Annotated in this window: 21 protein-coding genes; 10 read left to right on the top strand and 11 right to left on the bottom strand. The window is 65.6% G+C overall.

All coding sequences use genetic code 11. The features are described 5' to 3' along the window. Positions 1-951 (bottom strand): LysR family transcriptional regulator, encoded by a 951-nt coding sequence (locus PT015_RS09360; RefSeq protein ID WP_285190345.1) that lies wholly within the window; start codon positions 949-951, stop codon positions 1-3. A gap of 196 nt (positions 952-1,147) precedes the next feature. On the opposite strand from PT015_RS09360, the gene PT015_RS09365 reads away from it, so the two are divergent. The 3 genes from PT015_RS09365 to PT015_RS09375 are packed head-to-tail and all read left to right on the top strand — an operon-like array spanning position 1,148 to position 4,703. Beyond that, positions 1,148-2,170: a PPE family protein gene (locus tag PT015_RS09365; RefSeq protein ID WP_285190346.1), complete on the top strand. Its 1,023-nt coding sequence runs from the start codon at positions 1,148-1,150 to the stop codon at positions 2,168-2,170. 13 nt (positions 2,171-2,183) lie between these two features. Next, positions 2,184-3,452: a PPE family protein gene (locus PT015_RS09370; RefSeq protein ID WP_449248151.1), complete on the top strand. Its 1,269-nt coding sequence runs from the start codon at positions 2,184-2,186 to the stop codon at positions 3,450-3,452. A 45-nt stretch (positions 3,453-3,497) separates the two neighbouring features. Beyond that, complete coding sequence (locus PT015_RS09375) at positions 3,498-4,703, top strand: PPE family protein (RefSeq protein ID WP_285190348.1); 1,206 nt, start codon at positions 3,498-3,500, stop codon at positions 4,701-4,703. A gap of 7 nt (positions 4,704-4,710) precedes the next feature. Here PT015_RS09375 and PT015_RS09380 read toward each other — a convergent pair whose 3' ends face one another. Genes PT015_RS09380 through PT015_RS09405 form a run of 6 tightly spaced genes read right to left on the bottom strand, consistent with a single transcriptional unit; the run spans position 4,711 to position 11,496 of the window. Further along, entirely contained in the window at positions 4,711-5,898 is a 1,188-nt protein-coding gene (locus PT015_RS09380) for an acyl-CoA dehydrogenase family protein (protein ID WP_285190349.1), read from the bottom strand. 15 nt (positions 5,899-5,913) lie between these two features. Beyond that, positions 5,914-6,951, bottom strand: a complete 1,038-nt coding sequence (locus PT015_RS09385) for an acyl-CoA dehydrogenase family protein (RefSeq protein ID WP_285190350.1) — start codon at positions 6,949-6,951, stop codon at positions 5,914-5,916. A gap of 2 nt (positions 6,952-6,953) precedes the next feature. Further along, on the bottom strand, positions 6,954-7,784 hold the full coding sequence (locus tag PT015_RS09390) for an amidohydrolase family protein (RefSeq protein ID WP_285190351.1): 831 nt from the start codon (positions 7,782-7,784) through the stop codon (positions 6,954-6,956). Next, on the bottom strand, positions 7,781-9,400 hold the full coding sequence (locus tag PT015_RS09395) for an acyl-CoA synthetase (protein ID WP_285190352.1): 1,620 nt from the start codon (positions 9,398-9,400) through the stop codon (positions 7,781-7,783). Before PT015_RS09395 ends, PT015_RS09390 begins: the two co-directional genes overlap by 4 nt. 22 nt (positions 9,401-9,422) lie before the next feature. After that, on the bottom strand, positions 9,423-10,625 hold the full coding sequence (locus PT015_RS09400) for an amidohydrolase family protein (protein WP_285190353.1): 1,203 nt from the start codon (positions 10,623-10,625) through the stop codon (positions 9,423-9,425). Continuing rightward, complete coding sequence (locus PT015_RS09405) at positions 10,606-11,496, bottom strand: enoyl-CoA hydratase (RefSeq protein WP_285190354.1); 891 nt, start codon at positions 11,494-11,496, stop codon at positions 10,606-10,608. Before PT015_RS09405 ends, PT015_RS09400 begins: the two co-directional genes overlap by 20 nt. A gap of 311 nt (positions 11,497-11,807) precedes the next feature. Here PT015_RS09405 and PT015_RS09410 point away from each other — a divergent pair, with 311 nt between their 5' ends. Beyond that, entirely contained in the window at positions 11,808-12,587 is a 780-nt protein-coding gene (locus tag PT015_RS09410) for a TetR/AcrR family transcriptional regulator (RefSeq protein ID WP_285190355.1), read from the top strand. A 24-nt stretch (positions 12,588-12,611) separates the two neighbouring features. Here the strand turns inward: PT015_RS09410 and PT015_RS09415 are convergent, their stop codons facing one another. Genes PT015_RS09415 through PT015_RS09425 form a run of 3 tightly spaced genes read right to left on the bottom strand, consistent with a single transcriptional unit; the run spans position 12,612 to position 14,960 of the window. Then, entirely contained in the window at positions 12,612-13,496 is an 885-nt protein-coding gene (locus tag PT015_RS09415) for an enoyl-CoA hydratase/isomerase family protein (protein ID WP_285190356.1), read from the bottom strand. Then, entirely contained in the window at positions 13,493-14,290 is a 798-nt protein-coding gene (locus PT015_RS09420) for a FadR/GntR family transcriptional regulator (protein ID WP_285190357.1), read from the bottom strand. The genes PT015_RS09415 and PT015_RS09420 overlap by 4 nt, the downstream gene beginning before the upstream one ends. Position 14,291: 1 nt before the next feature. Next, a complete protein-coding gene (locus PT015_RS09425; protein WP_285190358.1) occupies positions 14,292-14,960 on the bottom strand; it encodes a hotdog family protein in 669 nt (222 codons plus the stop codon). A 118-nt stretch (positions 14,961-15,078) separates the two neighbouring features. On the opposite strand from PT015_RS09425, the gene PT015_RS09430 reads away from it, so the two are divergent. Genes PT015_RS09430 through PT015_RS09455 form a run of 6 tightly spaced genes read left to right on the top strand, consistent with a single transcriptional unit; the run spans position 15,079 to position 22,008 of the window. Next, a complete protein-coding gene (locus tag PT015_RS09430; protein ID WP_285190359.1) occupies positions 15,079-15,897 on the top strand; it encodes an enoyl-CoA hydratase/isomerase family protein in 819 nt (272 codons plus the stop codon). A gap of 24 nt (positions 15,898-15,921) precedes the next feature. Next, a complete protein-coding gene (locus PT015_RS09435) occupies positions 15,922-16,734 on the top strand; it encodes an enoyl-CoA hydratase/isomerase family protein (protein WP_285190360.1) in 813 nt (270 codons plus the stop codon). Then, complete coding sequence (locus PT015_RS09440) at positions 16,731-17,513, top strand: enoyl-CoA hydratase/isomerase family protein (RefSeq protein WP_390887960.1); 783 nt, start codon at positions 16,731-16,733, stop codon at positions 17,511-17,513. Before PT015_RS09435 ends, PT015_RS09440 begins: the two co-directional genes overlap by 4 nt. Next, complete coding sequence (locus tag PT015_RS09445) at positions 17,510-18,970, top strand: class I adenylate-forming enzyme family protein (protein ID WP_285190362.1); 1,461 nt, start codon at positions 17,510-17,512, stop codon at positions 18,968-18,970. The genes PT015_RS09440 and PT015_RS09445 overlap by 4 nt, the downstream gene beginning before the upstream one ends. A 1-nt stretch (position 18,971) precedes the next feature. Next, positions 18,972-20,516 (top strand): class I adenylate-forming enzyme family protein, encoded by a 1,545-nt coding sequence (locus tag PT015_RS09450; RefSeq protein ID WP_285190363.1) that lies wholly within the window; start codon positions 18,972-18,974, stop codon positions 20,514-20,516. Further along, complete coding sequence (locus PT015_RS09455; protein WP_285190364.1) at positions 20,509-22,008, top strand: class I adenylate-forming enzyme family protein; 1,500 nt, start codon at positions 20,509-20,511, stop codon at positions 22,006-22,008. The genes PT015_RS09450 and PT015_RS09455 overlap by 8 nt, the downstream gene beginning before the upstream one ends. Here PT015_RS09455 and PT015_RS09460 read toward each other — a convergent pair. Next, positions 22,005-22,679, bottom strand: coding sequence for a GntR family transcriptional regulator (locus PT015_RS09460; RefSeq protein ID WP_285190365.1), 675 nt, complete (start codon positions 22,677-22,679; stop codon positions 22,005-22,007). The two genes, PT015_RS09455 and PT015_RS09460, sit on opposite strands and share 4 nt — an antisense overlap.

Below are 22,679 nucleotides of genomic sequence, written 5' to 3' on the forward strand. Positions count from 1 at the left end.
CTAACGGCTCTGCGCCGCCGCGTAATTACCGATGTGGCTGAGTAGACGCCGGACAGCGCCCGCAGGCGGGGTGCGGCCGCCCTGCCAAACGGCACGGAACTGCCGTCGCAGGTCCAATCCAGGCACGGGGATCTCGTGTAGTCGACCAGCCGCCAAGTCGTCGCTGACCGAGAGTCGACTCATGACGGCGGGGCCGGCACCTGCGAGGACTGCAGCCCGCATCGCGCCCATCGACGGTAATTCGAGAAGAGGTGCTGCCTGGTTCATGTCGTCGCCCAGCACCCTGCGCAACGCGACCGTCAGGGAATCGCGGATACCGACCCCGGCCTCACGCGAAATCAGCGGCGTCTCGGACAACTCCTCGGCGCAAATGGAATTGGAGCGCCGAACCCACAGGTGACCGGGTGGCACGACCACGACCAGCTCGTCTTCACCAACCACACAATGCCCCAATCCAACCGGCGCGCCAGGGTTTTCGACAAAACCGAGGTCGGCTCGGCCTTCGCGAATCGATGCGATGACCTCAGAGCTGGAGCTCGCCGCAAGCACAACTTTCGGTGGCGGATGAGTCTCATGGGCTTCGGTGAGTTTCATGGACAGCATCCACAGAGGTACAAGGAATTCCGCAACGGTCGGGCTGGCCACGACACGGATCTGCGTTTGGTGCTGCTGGCGCAGCGCACCCAAGTTGGCATCGATGTCGCGTGCCACCTCGAGCAGCCGCTGAGCGCAATCGAACACGAACTGTCCGCCGGCGGTCAGCTCGGTCCCTCGTGTGGTCCGCGTCGCCAGTGGGATGCCAGCTCTCGCTTCCATCAGGGCTAGCCGACGAGACACGGCCTGCTGCGTCAGCCCCAATTCGCGAGCTGCGCCACCGAGACTGCCGGTTTCGGCGACGGCGAGGAAGACCTCGAACGAGTCGAGGTCGGGCATTCGCGAACTGAGTGTCATGGTCGACGGATCGAATCACACAGAACTTATGACTAGCTGGGAAACACATGGAGAATTTCCGGGGCTCTGCGCCGCGATGTGGGGCCGTATGCGCTGGATAACACCGGGCACAACCAACGCTTGTGACGCCACAACGTCAAACCGTCTACTGCCGCCGCGCGCGCTCGCAGACGATGACTCCCGTGCCTGTCAGCGCATGACTTTCAGGCCGATCGCCGAGATTCAGGAGCCGACGATGTGTTTTGCAAGGGTGCCTCCCGAGATCAACTCCGGCCGGCTGTTCGAGGGGTCAGGGTCGGAATCGCTGGCTCGAGCCGCCCGGGCGTGGAACGAGTTGGCGGCCACTCTGCGCAAAACTGCGGCCTGCTACGAAGCACTGACCGTCAGCTTCGCCACGGGTTGGCCGGGCGTCATAACCGCGGCAATCGGCCGCGTGCTGGCACCGTACGTCGCCTGGCTCAACGTATGTGCCGCGCACGCTGCCCAGACGGCGACTCAAGCCGCCGCCGCGGCCAGCGCTCACGACACGGCAGTCTCGGCAGTGGTGCCACCGGAAGTGATCGCATGCAACAGAATTCGACTGGCATCGCTGGCCGCGACGAATTATCTGGCACAGGCCTGCCCGGCGGTGGCGCAGATCGAACACGAGTATCACCGGATGTGGGTTGAGGACGCCGAGGCCATGTACGCCTATGCCCGAGCCTCGGCCAAGGCCTCGGTTCTGACGCCGTTCACCTCAGCTGTCTCGGCCATCGAACAACAGGACAGCACCGATGTGAACGCTCGACGGCGGGCTCGCCGGGTGGCGGCAGCTCCACGTGCCATCACCGCGGGAAGACAGGTCATCGAGGCACTTCCCGAAGCGCTGCAAGCTATCTCAACGTCGGGACAAGGCACGCTGGACACCCATCTGCTAGCGGTGACCCCGGCCCTGTCCACCCTGTGTTCGTCGGCGGCGCCGCCCGATGTCGCCCTTCAGCGACTGCAGGCGACGAACAGAGGGCTGATGGTGCTCCGGGCGGCCGCACTGGCAGCGACGCGTGGCGAACGCACCGCCTCGGTATTTGGGATCGCGCACAGCATCGGACCGTTGTCGGTTCCCGCCCTCTGGTCGACACGGGCATCGAGCGACCCGGTCGAGGGCGGGTTCCACACGTGGGCGTGGGAGCCACTGCGACTGGTACGAGGCAACGTACATGCCGACCGGTCAGTGCGATGAGGCGTCCGCTGTGATCGATTTCGGATCGCTCCCACCGGAGATCAACTCCGGTCGCCTTTATGCCGGCCCAGGCGCTGCGCCGATGCTGTCCGCCGCGACAGCGTGGAGCGAACTCGCCGCCGAGTTGAGTGCCGCTGCCAGCGGCTATGGATCGGTGATTTCCGAGATGACGAGTTCGCAGTGGGTGGGTCCGTCGTCGGGAGCGATGGTGACCGCGGTAATGCCTTATGTTGGATGGCTGAGCACCGTCGCCGCGCTGGCCGAACACACGGCCGACCAGGCGATGGCCGCGGTGGCGGCCTACGAGGCGGCCTATGCGATGACGGTGCCGCCACCTGTGGTCCTGACCAATCGAATACTGCTGGCCGCGCTCGTCGCGACCAACTTCTTCGGACAGAACAGCGCCGCAATCGCGGCAACAGAAACCCAATACGCCGACATGTGGGCGCAAGACGCCACAGCCATGTATTCCTACTCGGCCTCTTCGGCCGCAGCGGCAAGGCTCAAGTCATTCACGTCGGCGCCGAACACCACCGGCGACAGCGGGGTGGTTCAACAGACCACACCGTTAGCGCAATCCGCCGCTACCCAGGTGGAAAGCGCCGCCCAGAATGCAGTCCCACACCTGACGTCGGGCTCGACCGGAAGCCACCTGCTGCAGAATGTCTTCACCGCCGCGTCAACCGGAGCAGACTCGACTACGAGCGGCGAGCTTCCATGGCCGTTCTCGCTGCTACCCACTCCGGCTAACAACTGGCTCGGACTGGTGCCCGCCAACTACAAAACCGTCTTTCACGATCTGCTGCAGCAATACTTCGCGTTGGGCATCGGAAACAGCGGGTGGTCAATCGGGCAGCAACTCACTTTCGGGCAGGGAACGACGGCGGGTGCGGGCGGTGCTTGGTATGCCACACCCGAATTCGCGCATGCCGGTTTCGGCAGTGGGATAACCGCCAGTACCGGTCGGGCGGTGCGAATCGGCCACCTGTCAGTGCCGCACAATTGGAGCGCGTCGATTGAGGAACATCCTGAGGAGTTCGACGAACTCGAGGAGATCGAAGAATTCGAGGAGTTCCCGCCGGGCTGGTCCGCTGCGTCGACGCAGCACTCGGCCGTACCGCTGGGACAGTCAAGCGTGACTCATTCTGCAGTCGCCGGCGCGAACCCTAACGAGGTGTTGGGCGGTGTGCCAACACGATTCGGCACCCGGCCCACCGGAGGTTTCATTCACAAATACGGCTGGCGATACAACGTCGTCGCCCGACCGCCTGCGGGCGGATAGGGAAACCACTGTCCGCCGCCCGTTGTCGAGAATCGAGGTCTCAACATGCAGGACTATGGATCACTGCCGCCAGAGGTCAATTCTGGGCGCATGTACGCCGGCCCAGGCTCGGGTTCGCTGATGACCGCCGCGTCGGCGTGGAATCAGTTGGCAGCCGAATTAAGCTCGGCGGCAATTGGTTACGAGAGAGTATTGACAGAACTCAGCAGCGAACAGTGGTTGGGCCCGGCGTCGACGGCGATGGCCGCGGCGGCGACGCCGTATGTGGAGTGGATGAACGCCACCGCCGCGCAGGCCGAGCAGGCCGCCAGCCAAGCCCGCGCATCTGCGGCCGCGTATGAAACCGCCCTGGCCACAATGGTTCCGGTGCCTCTCATCGCAGCCAACCGCGAGGCGCTTGCAGAGGCACTTGCGTACAACGTATTCGGGCAGTACAACGGCGAGATCGCGGCTATCGAAGCACAATACGGCCAGATGTGGGCCCAAGACGCCGGCGCCATGTACAGCTACGCGGGACAGTCCGCCGCCACCACCACGATGACGCCGTTCACCGACACGCCTACGATCACCAGCCCTGGCGCTCAGGCCGCCCAAACCGCCGCGACCCACTCCGCAGCGGCGACCTCTGCCGGCACATCGCAATCCGCACTCAGTCAGCTGACGTCCACTATTCCCACTCAGCTGAGCGGCATGGCCGCACCGGTCGCCGCCGATGCCTCGTCGACTTCGGCGCTGAGTGAAATCTGGTTTCTGATCAGCGGACAGACGGCGCTGCCGTCAAATCTCGGCACGCTCCTCAACGGCGTGTCCCCATTTTCATCGCTGCTCTACAACACCGAAGGCTTGCCCTACTTCAGTGTCGGTATGGGCAACTTCGGGATCCAGATGGGAAAGACGCTGGGCTTGCTCAACGGCGTCGGCGGTGCGGCGGCGGGCGGAGCGGCCACTGCTCCCGCGACGGGGCTGGGCAACCTGGGCGGCTTGCTCGGCGGGGGCGCCCCGGTCAATGCCACCCTCGGCACGTCTGACGTCATCGGAGATATCTCAGTTCCACCCAACTGGGCCCAGGTGAGCGGGGCGTCGAGCGGTGCCGCGCGGGTGGCGCACCACACCATGACACCGGCCTCCGCCGAACCCGGGAACATGTTGGGCGGCATGCCGTTGTCCGCCCCGCACGGGGGTGCTGCAGCCACTGGACCGAAGTATGGCTTTCGACCGAAGGTGATGGCACGGCCACCATTCGCCGGCTGATTCGAGGTCAAACCTTCTTCGGCGCCGAGTAATTGGGCTTACCCAAGCCGAGCACGTACTGCGCGATCATGTTGCGGAACACCTCGAGGGTGCCGCCGTAGATGCCGACCAGCGGGGCGAAGCGGTAGACATATTCCGATGCCCCGTCGTCGGCGGCACCGTCGGTGCCCAGCGGCAGTGTCGACGCGGAGCCGAGCAGATCCATCAACTCCGGTGAGACATCCCGCATGGTCTGCGCGATGGCCACCCGGCCGAAGATGCTCGGCGCGCTGAGCGCCGCCTCGATCCGGGCCGTGCTGCGGCCCAGCCGGTACGCCACCGAATCGTCGTCAACCAGCCTGTGCCCGTTGTGGTCTCGCTCTCCGGCCGTCGCGGCGGTGCGATCGAGCGCATGCGTCATGAAGCTGGCCTGGTGCATCATGATCGATACGTCCTGCAGCCCGTCGGGCGCCGCGGCGACGGCACCGTGCTCGGTATTGAGCGGCTCACGAAGCACCGTCCATCCCGCGTTCACGTCACCGAGCCGGTACTTGTCGTCGACCCGGACGTCGCTGTAGTACACGATGTTGGTGCGGTCGCCGTCGACGGTGCGGATGCCTTGTATCTCGATGCCCGGCGAATCCAGCGGTACCAGAAACATGGTCAGGCTCTTGTGTTTTGGAGCCTCCGGGTCGGTGTTGGTGATCAGGAACACGTACTGGCACTTGTGTGCGCCGGTGGTGAACATCTTGGAACCGTTGACGACCCAGCCGTCCCCGTCGCGGACGGCACGAGTCTTGCAGGTCGCGATGTCGGAACCGCCCTCGGGCTCGGTGTAGCCGAGACACAGCCGTACCTCGCCGCTGAATACCTTGGGCATGACCTCGGCCTGCAACTCCGGCGAGCCGAATTTCGCCACTGAGTGGGCCACCATCGCGGTGGTCCCCCACGTCACCCAGGGAACGTGGGCACGACGCTTCTCCAGTTCCCAGATGCGCCGCCGTACCCGGGAAAAGCCACCGTCGGCAGCGCCTTTCCATTCGCCTTCCAGATAGCCCTCGGCACCCAGAGCCAGGTGAACGCCCTCGTCGAAGTTGTCACCAGTCTCCCGATCGCGACGCCTGACCTCGTCGGTCACGTGTGTCGTCAGGAAGTCGCGCGCCTGGTTACGGAAGTCTTGATCGCCGTCGACAAGGGCGACTCGTGAGAAATCCATCTATCCGTCCCTCCGTCAACGACTTTCGCGGGCTGCGACCAGCTCGCCGACATACTTTGCGCTGGTGCCGGGGTCGCCACCGGCCAGCGCCCAGCCGCGCGCCCGTACGAGATACGCCGTAGCCGCTGCCTCTGCGGAAACACCGAGACCGCCTTGCACGTGCACCGCCATGGTCGCGGCCTTCGACGCTTCTTCGGCCATGAACACGAACGCGGCGGGAGCCAGTTCGGGCCGCTCGTCGGGCTCGTTGTCCAGGAACCACGCCGCGCGATGCGCCAGGTTGCGCCCGCCTTGGACGGTGATCGCGATGTTGGCCAGCGGATGGGAAATGCCCTGCAGGGTGGAGATCGGCACGCCCAACGTGTAACGGGTCTTGGCGAACTCGGCCGCGATGGTCATCGTTTCCTCGACGAGCCCCACCATCGCCGCAGCCATCAGCACACGCCACTCGTCCAGTGCGCGTTGGTATTCCGCTAGCGCTTCGGGACCGCTCGCCAGGACGGTACGGCTGTCCGCGGCCGCCGGGTCGACCCAGGCCATCGGGAGCCGACCGATGTTGTCCACCTTGGCCGGCCGGGTGCCGAAGCTGAGTCGTACCACGTCCTCGCCGTCGCGAACGACGATGTGATCGGCGATCGATCCGGTCGGGATGAGCCGCCGCCCGCTCACCTCGTCGTGCTGGGGGTCGAACGCCGCGAGTTGCCGGCCACTGACCACATCAGGCTCCGCCGCGCCGAGCCTGGCGAGTAGTCGCGCCGCACAGACATGGTCGACCCACGGCACCGGCGCCAACACGCGACCGACCTCCTCGGCCACCAGAGTCAGGTCCACGAGCGTCGCGCCGTCCCCCCCGACCTCGTCTGGCAACGCCATCGTCGTCGCGCCCATCCCGCACAACCGCTCCCAGAGGCTCTTGTCGAACCCGGATTCCTCTGCGGCGCGGACGGTCTCGATCGAGCAGTGCGTCGTGAAGAAGTCCTTGTACGCAGCCTGCAGCGCCTGATGATCGTCGCTGAGGCTGTAGTCGAGTCTGCGGAGTTCGTAGCGATCCATGATCAGTGCTCCTCGTGGCTTTCGAAAAAGAAATCCTGGGCGTTGTTGTGGAGGTAGTTCTCCAGGACGTCGGCGGGCAGATCCAGCGCCTGCGCTTCCGGGACGACGCGGTGCATCTTGAGCACCGGCCAGTCCGAGGCGTAGATCACCTTCCCGGCGCCACGGGTGCGCATGAAGTGCAGCAGGCTCTCCGGCAGGCGTTTCGGCGACCAGGCCGACGTCATCAATCGCACGTTCTCGTACTTGATCAGCAAGCGAATTGCGATCTCCCACCAGGGATCCGCGCCGTGAATCATGCACAGCTTCAGTTCGGGAAACCGCACGCAGACTCGGTCGAGATGGATCGGGTTCTGCACTTCGCCGGGGATCGGCGGCCCGGGTATGCCGGTGTTGACGCACAGCGGCAAACCGAGTTCGGCGCACTTGGTGTACAGCGGGTAATAGACCGCGTCGCTCGGTGGGTACATTCCGTCGCCCCAGAAACTCGGTCCGACAACGGCATACGCGACAGGCAGATCGTTGACCACCGCGCTGAGTTCACGCAACGACGGCATCGGCCGCAACAGATTGACCCCGCCCATCGCCAGAGCGAATCGATCCGGCTTGGCCTCGACGAACTTTCGCGCGGTCACCGAAGGCTCGGCCAGGTTGTCCATCAGCACGGCCTTGCGCACGCCGTGGGAGTCCATCTCGTCGAGGAGCGCAGACATATCGACTGGCGCAAACATCGAGTCGGGACCCTTGAAGTAATCGTCGCGGACCTTGACCATCCACGTGGGTTGCGTCTCGGTCTCGCCGAAATGCACGTTGATGAGACAGTCGATCACGTTCATGTCGACATCGGTGCTTTCTCTGTCGCTTGCCTTTTCGCCCACCGGTAGTCGGCCTTGCCGTTGCCGAGGCGCTGGACCTTGTCCACACCGATGAATTCCTTGGGCACCTTGAACTTGGCAAGCTGCGCGGCGCAGTACTCGGCCAACGAATCCGGCACCGCGCTCCCCCGCGGCTGGATCACGGCGACGATCTCCTGGCCCCACCGATCGCTCGGTCGGCCAACCACCAAGGCGTCGGCGATGTCCGGATGCGCCCGCAGCACTTCCTCGACTTCCTCGACGAAGACCTTCTCGCCGCCGGTGTTGACAATCAAAGAGTCGCGGCCGTACAGACGCAGTGTCCCATCCACCGCGAGCGCGGCGCGGTCGCCCGAGATCACCACCCGCTTACCGTCGACGACCGGGAAGGTCTTACGGGTGGCATCGGGATCATTGAAGTAGCCCAACGGAATACGGCCCTCGCGGGCGGCCCAACCCACCTCGTCATCCCCGGGGGCGAGGAAGTGGGTGTAGTCCTGCGACAGCACGAGGCCGCCCTCGCGCAGGGTGAAGGTGTCGGTGCGGGTGTCGCGGCGACTGTGCCCGAATCCCATGTTCCCGGTCTCGGACGATCCGTAGCCGTTGATCAGAGTGAGCTGCGGCAACAGCTCTAGAAGCGCTTCCTGATGCTTGAGATTCGTTGCGGCGCCGCCGGTGCCGATCGCCCCCAGGGTGGACAGCTCGTAGCCGCCGCGCCGCAACTCGTCGACCAGCGGCGCCGCATACGCATCCCCGACCATCGTCATCATGGCGACCTTCTCACGCTCGGCGGTCCGCCACACCAGCCGTGGGTCGAGTTTCTTGCTGGTGTCGTAGAGCACCACGCTCAGGCCCGCCATGATCGCCGAGAATGCGGTCCACATGCCCGCGGCGTGCATGAGTGGCGACACCGCGAACCATGGTGGCCCGCCGTTACGGCTGACTTTGTCGCGGATGTCCTGCGCGGACGCGTGATCGGCGCCCACCATCGACGAGACGTAGATGTCGGATTGCCGCCACAGCACACCCTTGGGCCGGCCGGTGGTGCCGCCGGTGCAGATCATCAGCAGGTCGTCGGGCGAACAGGCGATGTCCTGGTCGGTGTCTCCCTGCGCAAGGGCGTCGTCCAGCGACACCGCGCCGGGCAGATCGGTTGCCGCGCTGCCGTCGTCGACCGACAACAGTAGATCGGCGCTCTCCGGCGGCAATACGTCGGCGAACTTGGCGCCGAGCGATTTGTGATAGATCACCGCGCGCGGCCGGACGTAATCGAGTAGTTCCTGAACTTCGCGCGGCGTGTAGTGGTAGTTGACGTTCACCGGGACGGTCCGGCCCTTCAGGCATCCGATGACCATGTCGGCGTAGAGGTCGTTGTGCATGAGCAGCGCGACGCGGTCCTGGCCACACTCCCAGTTCTGCAGCGACGCGCGTTCCTGGTGGGCACCGAAACCCTTGCCGGACAGGTAGTTCGCCAGCCGCCGGGAACGATCGGCGGCTTCGGCAAACGTCCGGCGTCGCTCACCGCATACGGTCATCACCCGATCGGGGATGACTTCGGCGATGACGTCGAGAACCGCGCCTATGGTCCACTCGCTCATGGTGTCATGCGGCTCCGGGTGCTCACGCGGCTGAGCCGACCTTGACACCCAATAGGTCCAACGCGTTGTCGCGCATCACCTTTCGGATATCTGAATCGCTGAAGCCGACGAGTTCATCGGTGAACGACACCGGATCCTCCAACCCCTCGCCGTGCGGCCAGTCCGATCCGAACAGGATCTTCTCGACACCGATCACTTCGGCCAGTTCGGGCAGATCGTCCTCGTAATACGGCGCGACCCAGACATTGGTGCGCAACTGTTCGACGGGGTCCACCGGGAACAGCTTCGGATGATTGTTCGCGACCTTCTTCAGTCGCTTGATGAGGCGATGCACGAAGTAAGACCCGTTCTCGATGCTGACGGCCTTGAGTGTGGGATGGCGGGTGAACACCCCGTGGGCGATCATCGAGGCCATCGTGTCGTGGATCGCGCGGTCGTCGACCAGGATCTGGTCCAACGGGTTCGAGCCGCCGAACGCTTCGAAAGTCGATTTGCCGCCCCACATTCCGGCGATCTGGAGGTATCCCGAGTCGCTGAGGTGGAAGCCGACCGGAACACCGGCCTCGGCCAGCGCGGCCCAGACCGGGTCGTGCGCCGGATCGCCGAGCGAACGCGGCCGGACGACGCCGGGCACCGGCGCCGGACGCACCAGGACCAACTTCGCGCCGCGACTCAGGACGTGCTGCACTTCGTCGACGGCCCCCGCAGGATCGGCGAGCGAAATGATCGGAGCGGCGATGACCCGGTGGTCGGGTCGGTCGAAGCCCCAGTCCTCGTCGAGCCAGAGGTTGAAGGCGTGCACCGAGGCCATCGTCGCCTCGACGTCGTGCTTGAGTGCCTCCTCGACTCCGCACGCGAAGGTCGGCAGCATGAAGACGGTTTCGATGCCTTGGCTGTCCATCACCGTGATGCGGGCGTCCCGCTGCTGGTATTCCGGATGCTGTTCGAGCCGTTCGACTTTCATCAGCGAGGCCGGGTCCACGCCGTCGGGAATCTCGCCACGGAAGAGTAGGTCCAGGCAGCCGGGGACGATGATCGGGTCGAACGTCGGGTTCGGAATGAAACGGTTGACCCGGTCACCGATGACGGCCTGGGAGTGCTTGCCGTCCTGGAGGATCTGCACCCCACGTCGGCGGAATTTCCTGTCCAGATGCCGGGTGAACGCGTCGAGTGGTTCGTAGTAGTGGTTGTCGACGTCGATCGCCTTATAGTCCAAGCTGGCCATCGTGATCCTTTCCGCTGCCGCACGTTTCGTCGGATGCGCGTAGCCCCGGAAAACTGGGCGCGCGCTTTTCCAGGAAGCTGGTGATGCCCTCGATGAGGTCGGGACGCTTCAGCGACTGCTGTAGCAAGACCTCGGAGCGCGAATTGGCGTCGGCCACCTCGCGCATCGCGTCACCGTAGGCCTGCCGCTTGATGACGGCCATTGAAGCGGGAGAACAGTTTTGGGCCATGTCGTCGGCGTAGGCCAGCGTGCGTTCCATGAGCTGCTCGGGTGGAACGACCTCTTTGACGAGTCCGAGCTGTGCCGCCTCGTCGGCGAGAAACGTCCGGCCGCTGAGCAGCAGGTCGAGCGCGACGCCCCAGCCGGTCAATCTCGGCAGGATCCACGAGATGCCGTATTCGGCGATCAGCCCGCGGCGGGCGAACGAGGCAGCGAACTTCGCGCCGGCCGCCGCGAACCGGATGTCGCACATCAGCGCCTGGGTGAGCCCGATGCCGACGCACGATCCGTTGATCGCGGCGATGATCGGCTTCGACAACGTGGTCAGGTGGTAGGGCTGGCGATCCCCGATCAGGCTGGCCAATTTGCTTTCGTCGGTCTTCTCGAGCGACTGCGCAAAGTCTCCCGTGGCGCCCAACTGCGCTCCGGCGCAGAATGCCCGGCCGCGTCCGGTCAGCACGATCACCCGGACGTCCGGGTCTTCCTCGGCGCGGTCCAGTCCGGCGTAGAAGGCTGACGCGATGTCGCCGCCCCACGTGTTGAGGCGATCGGGTCGATTGAGCGTCAGCACCGCGACGCCGGTCGGCGTGACCTCGTAGACCACCGCCGCGTCCTGACCGGGGTCGGCGATGCGGTCTTCGGTGGTGCTCATCAACCGTCCTCCCCTGAGTTCAGGCGGCAATTTCGCGGAAGTTTGTATCCATACTGTATACCTATCAGTATGGCGTTCCGCAACAACCGACGGCGCTGGTTCGGCGGCTTGCATGCAGCCTGATTTCGGCCTTGCGCAAGGCGTCACGCCGGGGCCGGTGCGCCGCACGAAAACGTTTGTCGCTGGGCTTATTTGGAGTCATATGCGGGTATCGCGCGGGCGGTCGTCCGATGTTCGCCCGGCGCCGTACGTATCAGAAACCCTACGATAGCGATTACAGTAGTCAGCTGAAGGTGAGGGAGGTGCCCGCAGTGGCCAAGCAAGCAACCGCCGAGAAACGGCAGCGACGCGAACGCGGGTCGATCAATCCCGACGACATCATCAGCGGCGCGTTCGAACTCGCGGAGCAGGTGTCGATCGACAATCTGAGCATGCCACTGCTCGGCAAGCACCTGGGTGTCGGCGTCACCAGCATCTACTGGTACTTCCGCAAGAAGGATGATCTCCTCAACGCGATGACCGATCGCGCGTTGCGCAAGTACGTGTTCTCCACTCCCTATGTCGAGTCCAACGACTGGCGCGAAACACTGCGCAACCATGCCCGTTCGATGCGGAAAACGTTCATGGGCAACCCGATTCTGTGCGATCTGATTCTGATCAGGTCCGCCCTGAGCCCGCGGGCGGCCAAACTCGGCGTGCAGGAAATCGAGAAGGCGATATCAGGTCTCGTCGACGCGGGGCTGTCGCCGGCGGAGGCATTCGACACCTACTCCGCGATCTCGGTGCACGTTCGGGGGTCGGTGGTGCTGCACCGTCTGCATGAGAAGAACGAGACGACCGAGAACGGCGGGCGCACATTCGAAGACGCGATGGTGATCGACCCGGAGGTGGCGCCGTTGCTCGCGCAGATGACCGGTAAGGGGCACCACATCGGCGCGCCCGACGACAACAACTTCGAATACGGCTTGGACTGCATCCTCGATCACGCCACCCGGTTGATCGAGCAGGGCGCGAAGTCGACTGCCCGGCAACGTAAGTCGACGCCCCGCAAGGCCTCCCCCGCCGGCCGTAGCAAGACCGCTCGCCGCTGAGCCGGATCAGAGCTCGCCGGCGGCTCAGCTGTCAGGTGGCTCGGGCACGTGGAAGTGCTTGTCGCGCAACCGGAATGCCTCTTTGGTGCCGTGCTGTGCGCGCGTCTTGACGAAGTTGAACTCGTCCGGCGCGAATTGCAGGTTGGTGCCGAATGCGTGGAAGAGGTAGCTCGCGACCTCTTCGCCCTGATAGGCCTGGCTCTGCTCGACGAGCCGGAATGCCTCCTTGGCAATGACGACACCATCGGCGGGCATCTTCGCCGCCTTCTCGGCCCAGTACCGCGCCCGCGCCCGGGCTTGCCCGGCATCGCACGTCTCGGTGAAGACGCCGAGATGTTCGACCGCTGCCGCCTCGATGATGTCGCCGGTCAGCAGCAGCCTTCTGGCGAGCACCGGACCGAGCCGGTGAAAGAACATGTGCAGGCTGCCCAAGGCCGGACCGAGGAATCGAGTGGCCGGCATCCCGATTCTGGTGGTGCGCTCGATGACGGAAATGTCTGTCATCAAGGCGATCTCGAAGCCGCCACCCAGGGCATAGCCATCGATCTCGCCCACGGTCACCTTCGGGAAACCCATCAGGTTGTGGTAGAAGCCGAATGATTTGCGATCCACGGTGAGCCGGCGTCGCTGGCTGGGGCGCTTCTTCTCCGGCCCCTTCGCGCCGCGTTCGCCGTACCAGCCGTAGGCGTTGTTCATGTCGGCCCCGGTGCTGAACACCCCGTCCGCGCCGCGCAGCAGCACGACCGTGAGGTCGTCGTCGTCGGCGACCCGGTCGAGGCAGCGGGCCACCGCATCGCGCATGGCGGCATCGTAGGAGTTGCGCTGCTGCGGGTTGTTCAGCGTGATCGTCGCGATTCGCTTGTCCGGCTCGACCTCGAAGAGAACGCGGTCGTCGTCTGAGGCAATCATGCTCTGGCCCCCTTCCTGTGCTGGGGCACATCGAGATTCGAGACCAGCTTGGCCTCGATGGTCTGCTCGGTGCCGAACGCGAGCGTGTTGCGCCGCGCCGCGGCCAGATGATCCTGTGCCAGTCGTACCGCTTTGGCGGCGTTGCCGTCACGGATGGCGTCGAGCAATCGCTGGTGGTCACGCAGCGCAGCCCGCCGGGTCTTGTCCACCATCGGCGGTTCGCCGTGCCCGTTCCACACGGCCGATTCGTGGGCCGACCAGATCAGCTCGAGCGATCCGATCAATAGGATCATCGGCTCGTTGCCGCACCGCGCCACCAGTGTTTCGTGAAATCTGCGGGCGTTGGGAACGTAGCGCGATAGATCATCGAATTGAGCTGTCTGGAGGTCGATTTCACCCTGCAGGTAGGGCACGACCTCGGTCATCCGATCCTCGCGGGCAGCGCACATTCCCGCGCAGACCGGTTCGAGGTGCATGAGCGCTTCGCTGACATCAACGGGCGTTGCGGACCTGGTCTGCAACACCATGCTGATCATGTGCGCCGTCCGCTCGGCTGTCGGATGGTGCACCAGCGCGCCACCGACATTGCCGCGCCGCACCGAGATCAGCCCGTCGGTCTCCAAGAGGTGGATCGCCTCCCGCAGCGCCGGCGGGCTCACGCCGAATTCGGCGAAGAGCGATTCCTGCGAGGGCAGAACGTCACCCTCCTTCAAGCGACCCGACAAAATGTCGTCGCGCAGCTTCGAGGCGACGAGCTCGGCCACCCGCGGTTGACGGAAACGCTGGGACGCCACGTCAGGCCTGCTCAACTCGCCGCTTGCCCAGGCGGTGCCCGGTGAGCTTTTCCGGCGGCAGGGCCAGCGTCGTGACTTCGCCGACGCACAGCACCTCCTCGCCGAGCAACAACCGGGCCGTCGAGGTGATGCCGCGCTCCTCCTGCACGCGCGAGATGTCGAAACGTAGTTCGGTCTGCAACGGCGTCGGTCGCCGGAAAGTGACCTGCAGCGACCGGGTCTTTCCGGACAGCCCTGTCACGCAGTTCTGGTGCTGGATGACGCTGTCGAAGAACACCGAGAGAAATCCCCCGTGGACCAGACCGGGCGGTCCCTCGTAGACCAACGGGAAAGCGACCGTCCCCGAGGCGAAGTCGCCGTCCAACCGATCGAAGCGATACTCGGGAAAGCACGGATTGAACGCCCCGATGTCCGTCGCGTGGTCCAGATAGACGCGGTGAGTGCCGGAATCGTCGGCCCCGATTCGCGGCGAACTGTCCGGCGGAAGGACCGCGCCCAGCTCGGCTTCCCACTCCGCGATACGGGCGACGATCGCGTCCACGGCCGGATGGGGATGCTCCAGCGACAGCAGCAGACCGCCCAGCCGCCGGATGGCCCCGGCCGCCGCGACCGTCTGTTCCAGCGGCGCCTCACCAAACCGCGCGCCGGCCGCCGTCTGCCGTTCGCCCATCGGTCCCCTTCCCGGCGCGTATTCCACCTGGCGGCTTTCCTTGCTAAGTTATACAGCGAAGCAATTGTAGTGCCTACTGTAGAGGTATCCATATCCACTGGGAAGGGCCGATTCACCGGTGAGCCACGATGCGGACCCCGCGGCGGTCGACGGCGCGCTGGTCGCGAGTCGCGACGGCGCCGTCCTTCGGCTCACCATCGATCGGCCGGCCCGGCGTAACTCGTTGACTCCGAGCATGATTGCGACATTCGTGCAAGCATTGACCGACGCTGCCACCGACGAGTCGCTGCGGGCCATCCACATTCGTGGCGAGGGCGACGACTTCTGCTCGGGTGTCGACTGGGTCGCCACCAACAACGACGAGCGGCGTCCCCGGGCGGGCGACATGCTGCGGCGCATCCCCCACACCGCGAACCGGGTGATCCAGCTGGTGCACGAGATTCACCTGCCGGTGGTCTGCAGCGTGCGGGGCTACGCCGCCGGGCTGGGCTGCAATCTCGCACTGGCCGCCGACTTCACCCTCGCCGCCGACGACGCGGTGTTCTGGGAGCCGTTCGCGGCGCGGGGATTCAGCCCGGACTCGGGCGCGACCTGGCTACTGCCGCGATTGATCGGTCTTGCGCGCGCCAAGCGGATGCTGCTGCTCGGCGACAAGGTCGGCGCGGCATATGCCGCCGACTGGGGTCTGATTCACCAGGCAGTGGCCGCACCAGAGTTGGATCGCGCGACCGACGACCTGCTGTCCCGGCTGGCCGACGGGCCGACGGTGGCGCTGGGCCTGGCGAAGCAGGCCATCCACTACGGCCAGCGCGCATCGCTGGGCGAAGCGATGACACAGGAGTTGTTCGACGTCGAACTTTCCTGTCGGACTGCCGATTTCAAAGAGGGAATGCTGGCTTTCCGCGAGCAGCGGCTACCGCGGTTTCAGGGGCGATGACTGTGCGTGAGGAGAACTACTGAGATGCCATCCCGGTCCTACGACACCATCACCTACGAGGTGGATGGGCACAAAGCCACCATCACGCTGAACCGGCCGGATGCCCTGAATGCACTCAGCCCGCACATGGTCACCGAGTTGCGGCACGCCTACGACGAGGCCGAAAACGATGACAGCGTCTGGATTCTCATCGTCACCGGCACCGGGCGGGCCTTCTGCACCGGCGCCGACGTCAAGGCGATCCCCGGGGACGGCAAGGTCATCAACGAACGTCCGTACCTGTCGACCTACGAACAGTGGGAGGCGCCGCAGGAGGGCACCCCGCCGTTCCGGACCATGGCCAAGCCCGTGCTCGCCGCCATCAACGGATTGTGTTGCGGCGCAGGGCTCGACTGGGTGACCACCGGCGACATCGTGATCGCCTCCGATCAGGCGACGTTCTTCGATCCGCACGTCAGCATCGGCCTGGTGGCTGCACGAGAGCTGGTCCGGGTAGCCCGGGTACTCCCCCGTTCCATCGCCCTGCGGATGGCGATGATGGGTAAGCATGAACGGATGGGCGCGCAACGCGCGTACGAGCTCGGGATGATCAGTGAGGTCGTCGACCACGAGCACCTGCTGCAGCGCGCGCACGAGATCGCCGATACCGTCAATCTGAATGCACCACTTGCCGTTCGGGGCACGCGGTTGGCCATCCTCAAAGGCCTTGATCTCCCGCTGCACGAGGCGGAGATGCTCGCCGAGTCGTTCCGCGAGCGCAATCTGCACACCGAAGACTCCCTCGAGGGTCCGCGCGCCTTCGTCGAGAAGCGGCCCCCGGAATGGCAGTGCCGATGAGCTTCGAGACCATCGAGGTCGAGGTGGCGGGTGACGACCAGGTCGCCACCATCACGTTGAACCGGCCCGGACAGCTCAACGCCTTCAACCGGACGATGTGCGAGGAGATGGCCGAGGCCTGGCGCATCGTCAAGGCGGACGACTCCGTCAACGCGGTGGTGTTGCGCGCCGCCGGTGATCGCGCGTTCAGTGCGGGTCTCGACGTCAAAACGCCTTACGGCCAGCCCGACAACGTCTGGAACCACGAGGATCCCGGCGAGGCGCTCAGCCCTAAGTGGCAGAAGATGTGGAAGCCGGTGGTGTGCGCGGTTCAGGGGATGTGCACGGCTGGCGCGTTCTATTTCGTGAACGAATCCGACGTGGTGATCTGCTCCAGCGATGCGACATTCTTCGACTCGCATGTCTCCGCCGGCCTGGTGTGTGCGCTGGAGCCGATCGGGCTGATGCGCCGCATCGGTCTGGGTGAGACGCTGCGAATGGCGTTGATGGGCAACGACGAACGGGTCAGCGCCGAGACCGCATTGCGGATCGGTCTGGTGTCCGAGGTGGTCGCACGCGACGACCTCTGGGTGCGCGCGCACGAGATCGCGGCGGGCATCGCCGCCAAACCCCCGTCCGCGACTCAGGGCACCGTCAAGGCGATCTGGGAATCGCTGGACAAGCCCTACCGCGCGGCGATGGAGCAGGGCCTCATCTACACGCGGCTCGGAAACCCAATCGGCGCCGCCCAATTGGCGAAACGCGGTGATCGTCGGGCATCCGATCCGAAACTCCGATGACGGGGCACCGGCTCACTCGACGCATTGACGATGTGTTGCGTCTCGATCCGGCCGCGCCGGCCCTGGAGTATGAGCGTCAATGGTTCTCGTGGCGGCAACTCGACTCGATGGCCGACCGGATAGCCACTCTCGTCGGCGATGGGTGCCCGCAGGTCGGAATCATGCTGCGCAACCGCCCTCCGCATGTCGCGGCCCTGCTCGGCGTATTGCGCCGCGGCGCAACGATCGTCGTCATCAATCCGGCTCGCGGCGACGAACGTACCAGCGCCGATGTCGATCGACTTGCGCTACCGCTGATCGTCGGCGAACCGGACGATCTCGCGCTGCTGGGCACACAGCACACGACCACGACCATCTCGATCCCGGACCTGTTGTCCACGCCGACTCTGACTGCGGCGCAACACGAGCACGAGGCGGCCGTGCGGCCCGCGATCGCCGTGCGCATGCTGACCAGCGGAACGACCGGGCCGCCGAAACGGGTCGACCTCAGTTACGACATGCTGGCGCATAGCGTCCTCGGCCCGGCCGACCAGGCATCGGCACCGACGAGCGTGCGTCGCGGGGTGGCGATCGTCAATTCCCCGCTGGTGCACATCGGCGGCGTCTTCCGGATCCTGCAGTGCGTCGCCGAGGCGCGGCCGTTCGTCTTGCTGGAGCGGTTCGAACTCCACCGGTGGGCCGAGGCGGTCCGCACGCATCGGCCGCGCGCGGTGTCGTTGGTGCCCACCGCATTACGGATGGTCCTGCACGCGGATCTACCGCGGGACGATCTATCGAGCATCCGCGCGGTGACCTCGGGGACCGCCCCACTGTCACCCGACGACTCCGACGCGTTCACCGACAAGTACGGCATTCCGGTCTTGACCTCCTATGCCGCAACCGAATTCGGCGGCGGAGTGGCCGGTTGGACGCTGGCCGACCACCAGCAGTACTGGCTCGCCAAACGTGGCAGCGTGGGTCGCGCCAATCCCGGCGCGCGACTCCGTGTGGTCGACGACGACGGCGTTCCGCTGGGACCCGACGCCGTCGGCCTGCTGGAGGTCAAACCCGCACAGCTCGGCCCGACAGCGGACTGGATGCGAACCACCGACCTCGCGCGCATCGACGCCGACGGGTTCCTGTGGATCGTCGGCCGGGCCGATCAAGCCATCATTCGCGGTGGGTTCAAGGTGATGCCGGACGACGTGCGCGCCGCGCTGGAGAGCCATCCCGCCGTGGCGGGCGCCGCGGTGGTCGGGCGGCCGGACCGACGCCTCGGTGAGACCCCGGTGGCGATGGTCGAACTGCGGGGGCCGGAGACGACGAACGCCGCCGACATCGCCGACTATCTACGACATCATCTGGCGCGCTATGAGATTCCCTCCGACATCGCCGTCGTGAGCGAGATCCCGAGGACGCCGTCCGGCAAGCCTGACCTGGACGAGGTTCGACGCCATTTCCAGGCCGCGGTGGACTGACATGACCACCGTCGGCGAGATTCTCCGCGCTCAGGCCGAAAGCAGGGGCGATCACCCGCTGTTGGTCTGCGAGTCGGAGCGGGTCAGCTACGCCGAAGCACAACGACGCTCCGCTCGACTGAGCCGCGGCCTCATCGCCCTCGGGGTCGGCAAGGAAACGCACGTCGGGGTGCTGTACCCCAACGGTGTCGCGTTCGTCGTCACCATGTTGGCGGCGGCGCGGATCGGCGCTGTCGTCGTGCCGTATTCCACCTTCGGCACCGGCCGCGAATTGCGTGCGCAACTCGTCGACAGCGACACCGAAGTCCTGCTGGCAGCGCCGTCATTCCGGTCGCACGACTACGTTCGACGCGTGGCCGAGGTGTTGCCGGGCTGCGCCGTCGACTCCGACGATCGGCTGTTCAGCACCGCCGCACCACAATTGCGACACGTGATCTTCGACCTCACGCGCCTCGATCGGCTCGCCGATACCGTCGACCGGGCGTTGCTGGCGGCGATGGAAGACGACGTCGACGGCTCCGACCCGCTGTCGATCGTCTACACGTCGGGAACGTCGAGCACGCCCAAAGGCGTCGTGCACACCCAGGCGTCGCTGCTCGATCACCAGCGAAACCTCAATGCGGTGCGGACTCTCACCGCGACGGACACGCTGTTCTGCAACTCCCCGTTTTTTTGGATCGGCGGACTGGGGTTCGCGTTGCTCGCCACCATGATCGCGGGGGCGACCCTGGTGTGCTCGACCGGTGAGGACCCCGGCCGGACGCTGGATCTGATCGAGGCCGAAAAGCCAACGATCACCAATGGTTTCGCAGCCGGGATCACGGCATTGACGCGGCACCCGAGCTTCGTGGATCGCGACCTGTCGTCCATGCGTCGGGGAAACCTGTATCCGATCATGGACCCGGCGGCGCGGCCCGCCGATCCCGAGTTGCGTCACAACATGCTCGGGCTCACCGAGGCCGGCAGCGTTGCCCTGCTCAGCGGTGACGAAACCGACCAGCCCGAGCATCGGCGGGGCTCGTTCGGCAGGCCCGCGCCCGGAGTGCAGGTCAAGATCGCCGACCCACAGACCGGATCACCCGTCGACGACGGCGAACGCGGCGAACTCTGCATCCGCGGAGCATGTTTGATGGATCGTTACTACCGGCGCGGCCGGGAAGAGTGCTTCGACGCCGACGGCTGGTTCCACACCGGCGACCTGGCCGCCACGGACACCGACGGGTTCATCTACTACCTCGGCCGTCGCGGCTCGATGATCAAGACGGCCGGGGCCAACGTCTCTCCCACCGAGGTCGAGAAAGCGATCGTTGACGTCACCCATGGCGCAACGGCGTTCGTGTTCGGTATCCCTGATCCCGAGCGAGGCCAGGTCGTGGTTGCCGTGGTCGCCGGTGGCGAACTCGACGCCACCGCACTGCGGCGCGGACTCGCCGCGCAACTCTCGGCCTACAAGATTCCACGCCGGTTCGCCTTCATCCCCGAGGTGCCGCTGCTCGCCAGCGGCAAGCCCGATGTGCGGCGCATGAGGAGCATGTTCGATGCCTGACACCATCGATTCGCTCGTGCGTAGCCGCTCGACCGAGCGCCCCGACACTGCGATGGTCATCGACACCGACGATGCGGTGACCTACCGCGCACTCGATTCCAGTACAAAAGATCTCGCAGCAGGGTTCATCCACGCCGGGGTGGGGAAAGGCACCCGGGTCGGGCTGATCATGCCCAACGGCGTTCGATGGGTGCAGATCGCTTTCGCGCTCACCCGCATCGGCGCGGTGCTGGTCCCGTTGAGCACCTTGCTGACGCCGCGGGAACTCGCAGCGCAGCTACGAACGGCTGCGGTGCAGTGTGTCATAGGTGTCGAGGAGTTTCGTGGACACCGCTACCTCGGCGACCTGGCGCCGGCAACCCCGGCACTGCCCGCGCTGCGGCAGGTGTGGACAGCTGACGAACTACCCGCAGCCGTGGACCCCGCGATCGTCGACGCGCTGACGGACACGGTGACACCGAGCGATCCGATAGTCATCATGTTCACCTCCGGCAGCAGCGGCCCGCCGAAAGGTGTACTGCACTCGCACGGCAGCGCGCTGGGGGCCGTCCGATCCGGATTACCCAGTCGCCGCATCGATTCCGAGACACGCCTGTATCTGCCGATGCCCTTTTTCTGGGTGGGCGGTTTCGGCGGCGGTGTGCTCTCGGCTTTGGTGGCCGGGGCGACGCTGATCACCGAGCAGTCACCGCAGCCGGAATCGACACTGCGACTGTTGGAACGCGAACGGGTGAGCTTGTTTCGCGGCTGGCCGGATCAGGCCGAAGCGTTGGCCCGGCACCCGCTTCGGGAGCGGTTCGATCTGTCCGCCCTACGCCCCGGCAGCTTGGACGCTTTGCTGCCCGAAGAGCAGCGCGCCCGACCTGGTTCGCGCGCAAGGCTATTCGGGATGACGGAGACATTCGGGCCGTATTGCGGTTACCCCGCCGACACCGACATGCCACCCGCGGCATGGGGCAGTTGCGGCAAACCGTTCCCGGGCATGGCGGTCCGCATCGTCGACCCCGATAGCGGGCACGGCGTCCCTGCGGGAACCGTCGGCATGATCCAGCTGCGCGGGCCGCACACCCTGCGTGGCATCTGCCGCCGCAGTCGCGAAGAGTTGTTCACCGACGACGGTTTCTATCCCACCGGCGACCTCGGGCTCCTCGACAACGACGGCTTCCTGTTCTACCACGGCCGCTCCGACGACATGTTCAAAGTCAGCGGGGCCTCCGTCTACCCCACCGAAGTCGAACGGGCGCTGCGCGAGATCGACGGCGTCGCCAACGCGTTTGTCACGAATGTGCCTGGCACACAGGGAGACCAGGTGGGGGCGGCGGTGGTGTGTGACACCACGGTCGAGTCCTTACGCGCATCCGCCAAGTCGCTTCTCAGCTCATTCAAGGTCCCGACCGTGTGGCTGTTGACCGATTCCGACGCCGATATTCCGCGTGGCCCGACCGGCAAAGTCGACGTCCCGCGGCTTCGTGAATTGCTCGCCGATATCTAGGTCGGATCGACCACGCCGTGTTCGGCGAGGTGGTCGATCAGCGGCGCCGCCCCGGCCGCCAGGTGTTCCGACATGGCCCTGCGGGCGGATTCGCTGTCGTGTCTGGCCAGCGCCGCCACCACCCGACGGTGGTCCTTGATGGACTGGTCGGGCCAGCCGGCGATGGTCGGGAACACGGACTCGGGTGCGTAGCGGGTGATCTGCGACATCATCTGCGCGAGCTTCGACGAGTCGGCGGCAACGTTGATGGCCCGGTGGAATTCGTGGTTGAGGCGCACCGTGCGGTCGATGTCGTTGCCGGCGTAGGCATCTTCGAGCTGTGACTGGATCGCCTTGAGTTCGCGCAACTGCTCGTCGTCGATGTTGGTCGCGGCCCGAGCGGCCAACTCGCCGCCCACGTGTGCCTGCAGATTGGCCACGTCGGCAAGGTCGCGCTCGGTCACGGGCAGCACGACGAATCCGCGACGTGGCTGCTGCGCGAGCAGTCCCTCGGACCGCAGTTCGAACAGCGCCTCGCGCACCGGGGTGACGCTGATGCCGAGCTCGGCGGCCAATTGATCCAGGCGGACATACTCGCCCGCGGAATAGGTGCCATCGAAGATGCGCCTGCGGACATAGCGGGCGACGTCTTCGGAGAGTTGCGGTCGCGCGGCGAAATCCGGTGCGCTCAC

The organism is Candidatus Mycobacterium wuenschmannii (genome assembly GCF_030252325.1).
Taxonomy (GTDB): domain Bacteria; phylum Actinomycetota; class Actinomycetes; order Mycobacteriales; family Mycobacteriaceae; genus Mycobacterium; species Mycobacterium wuenschmannii.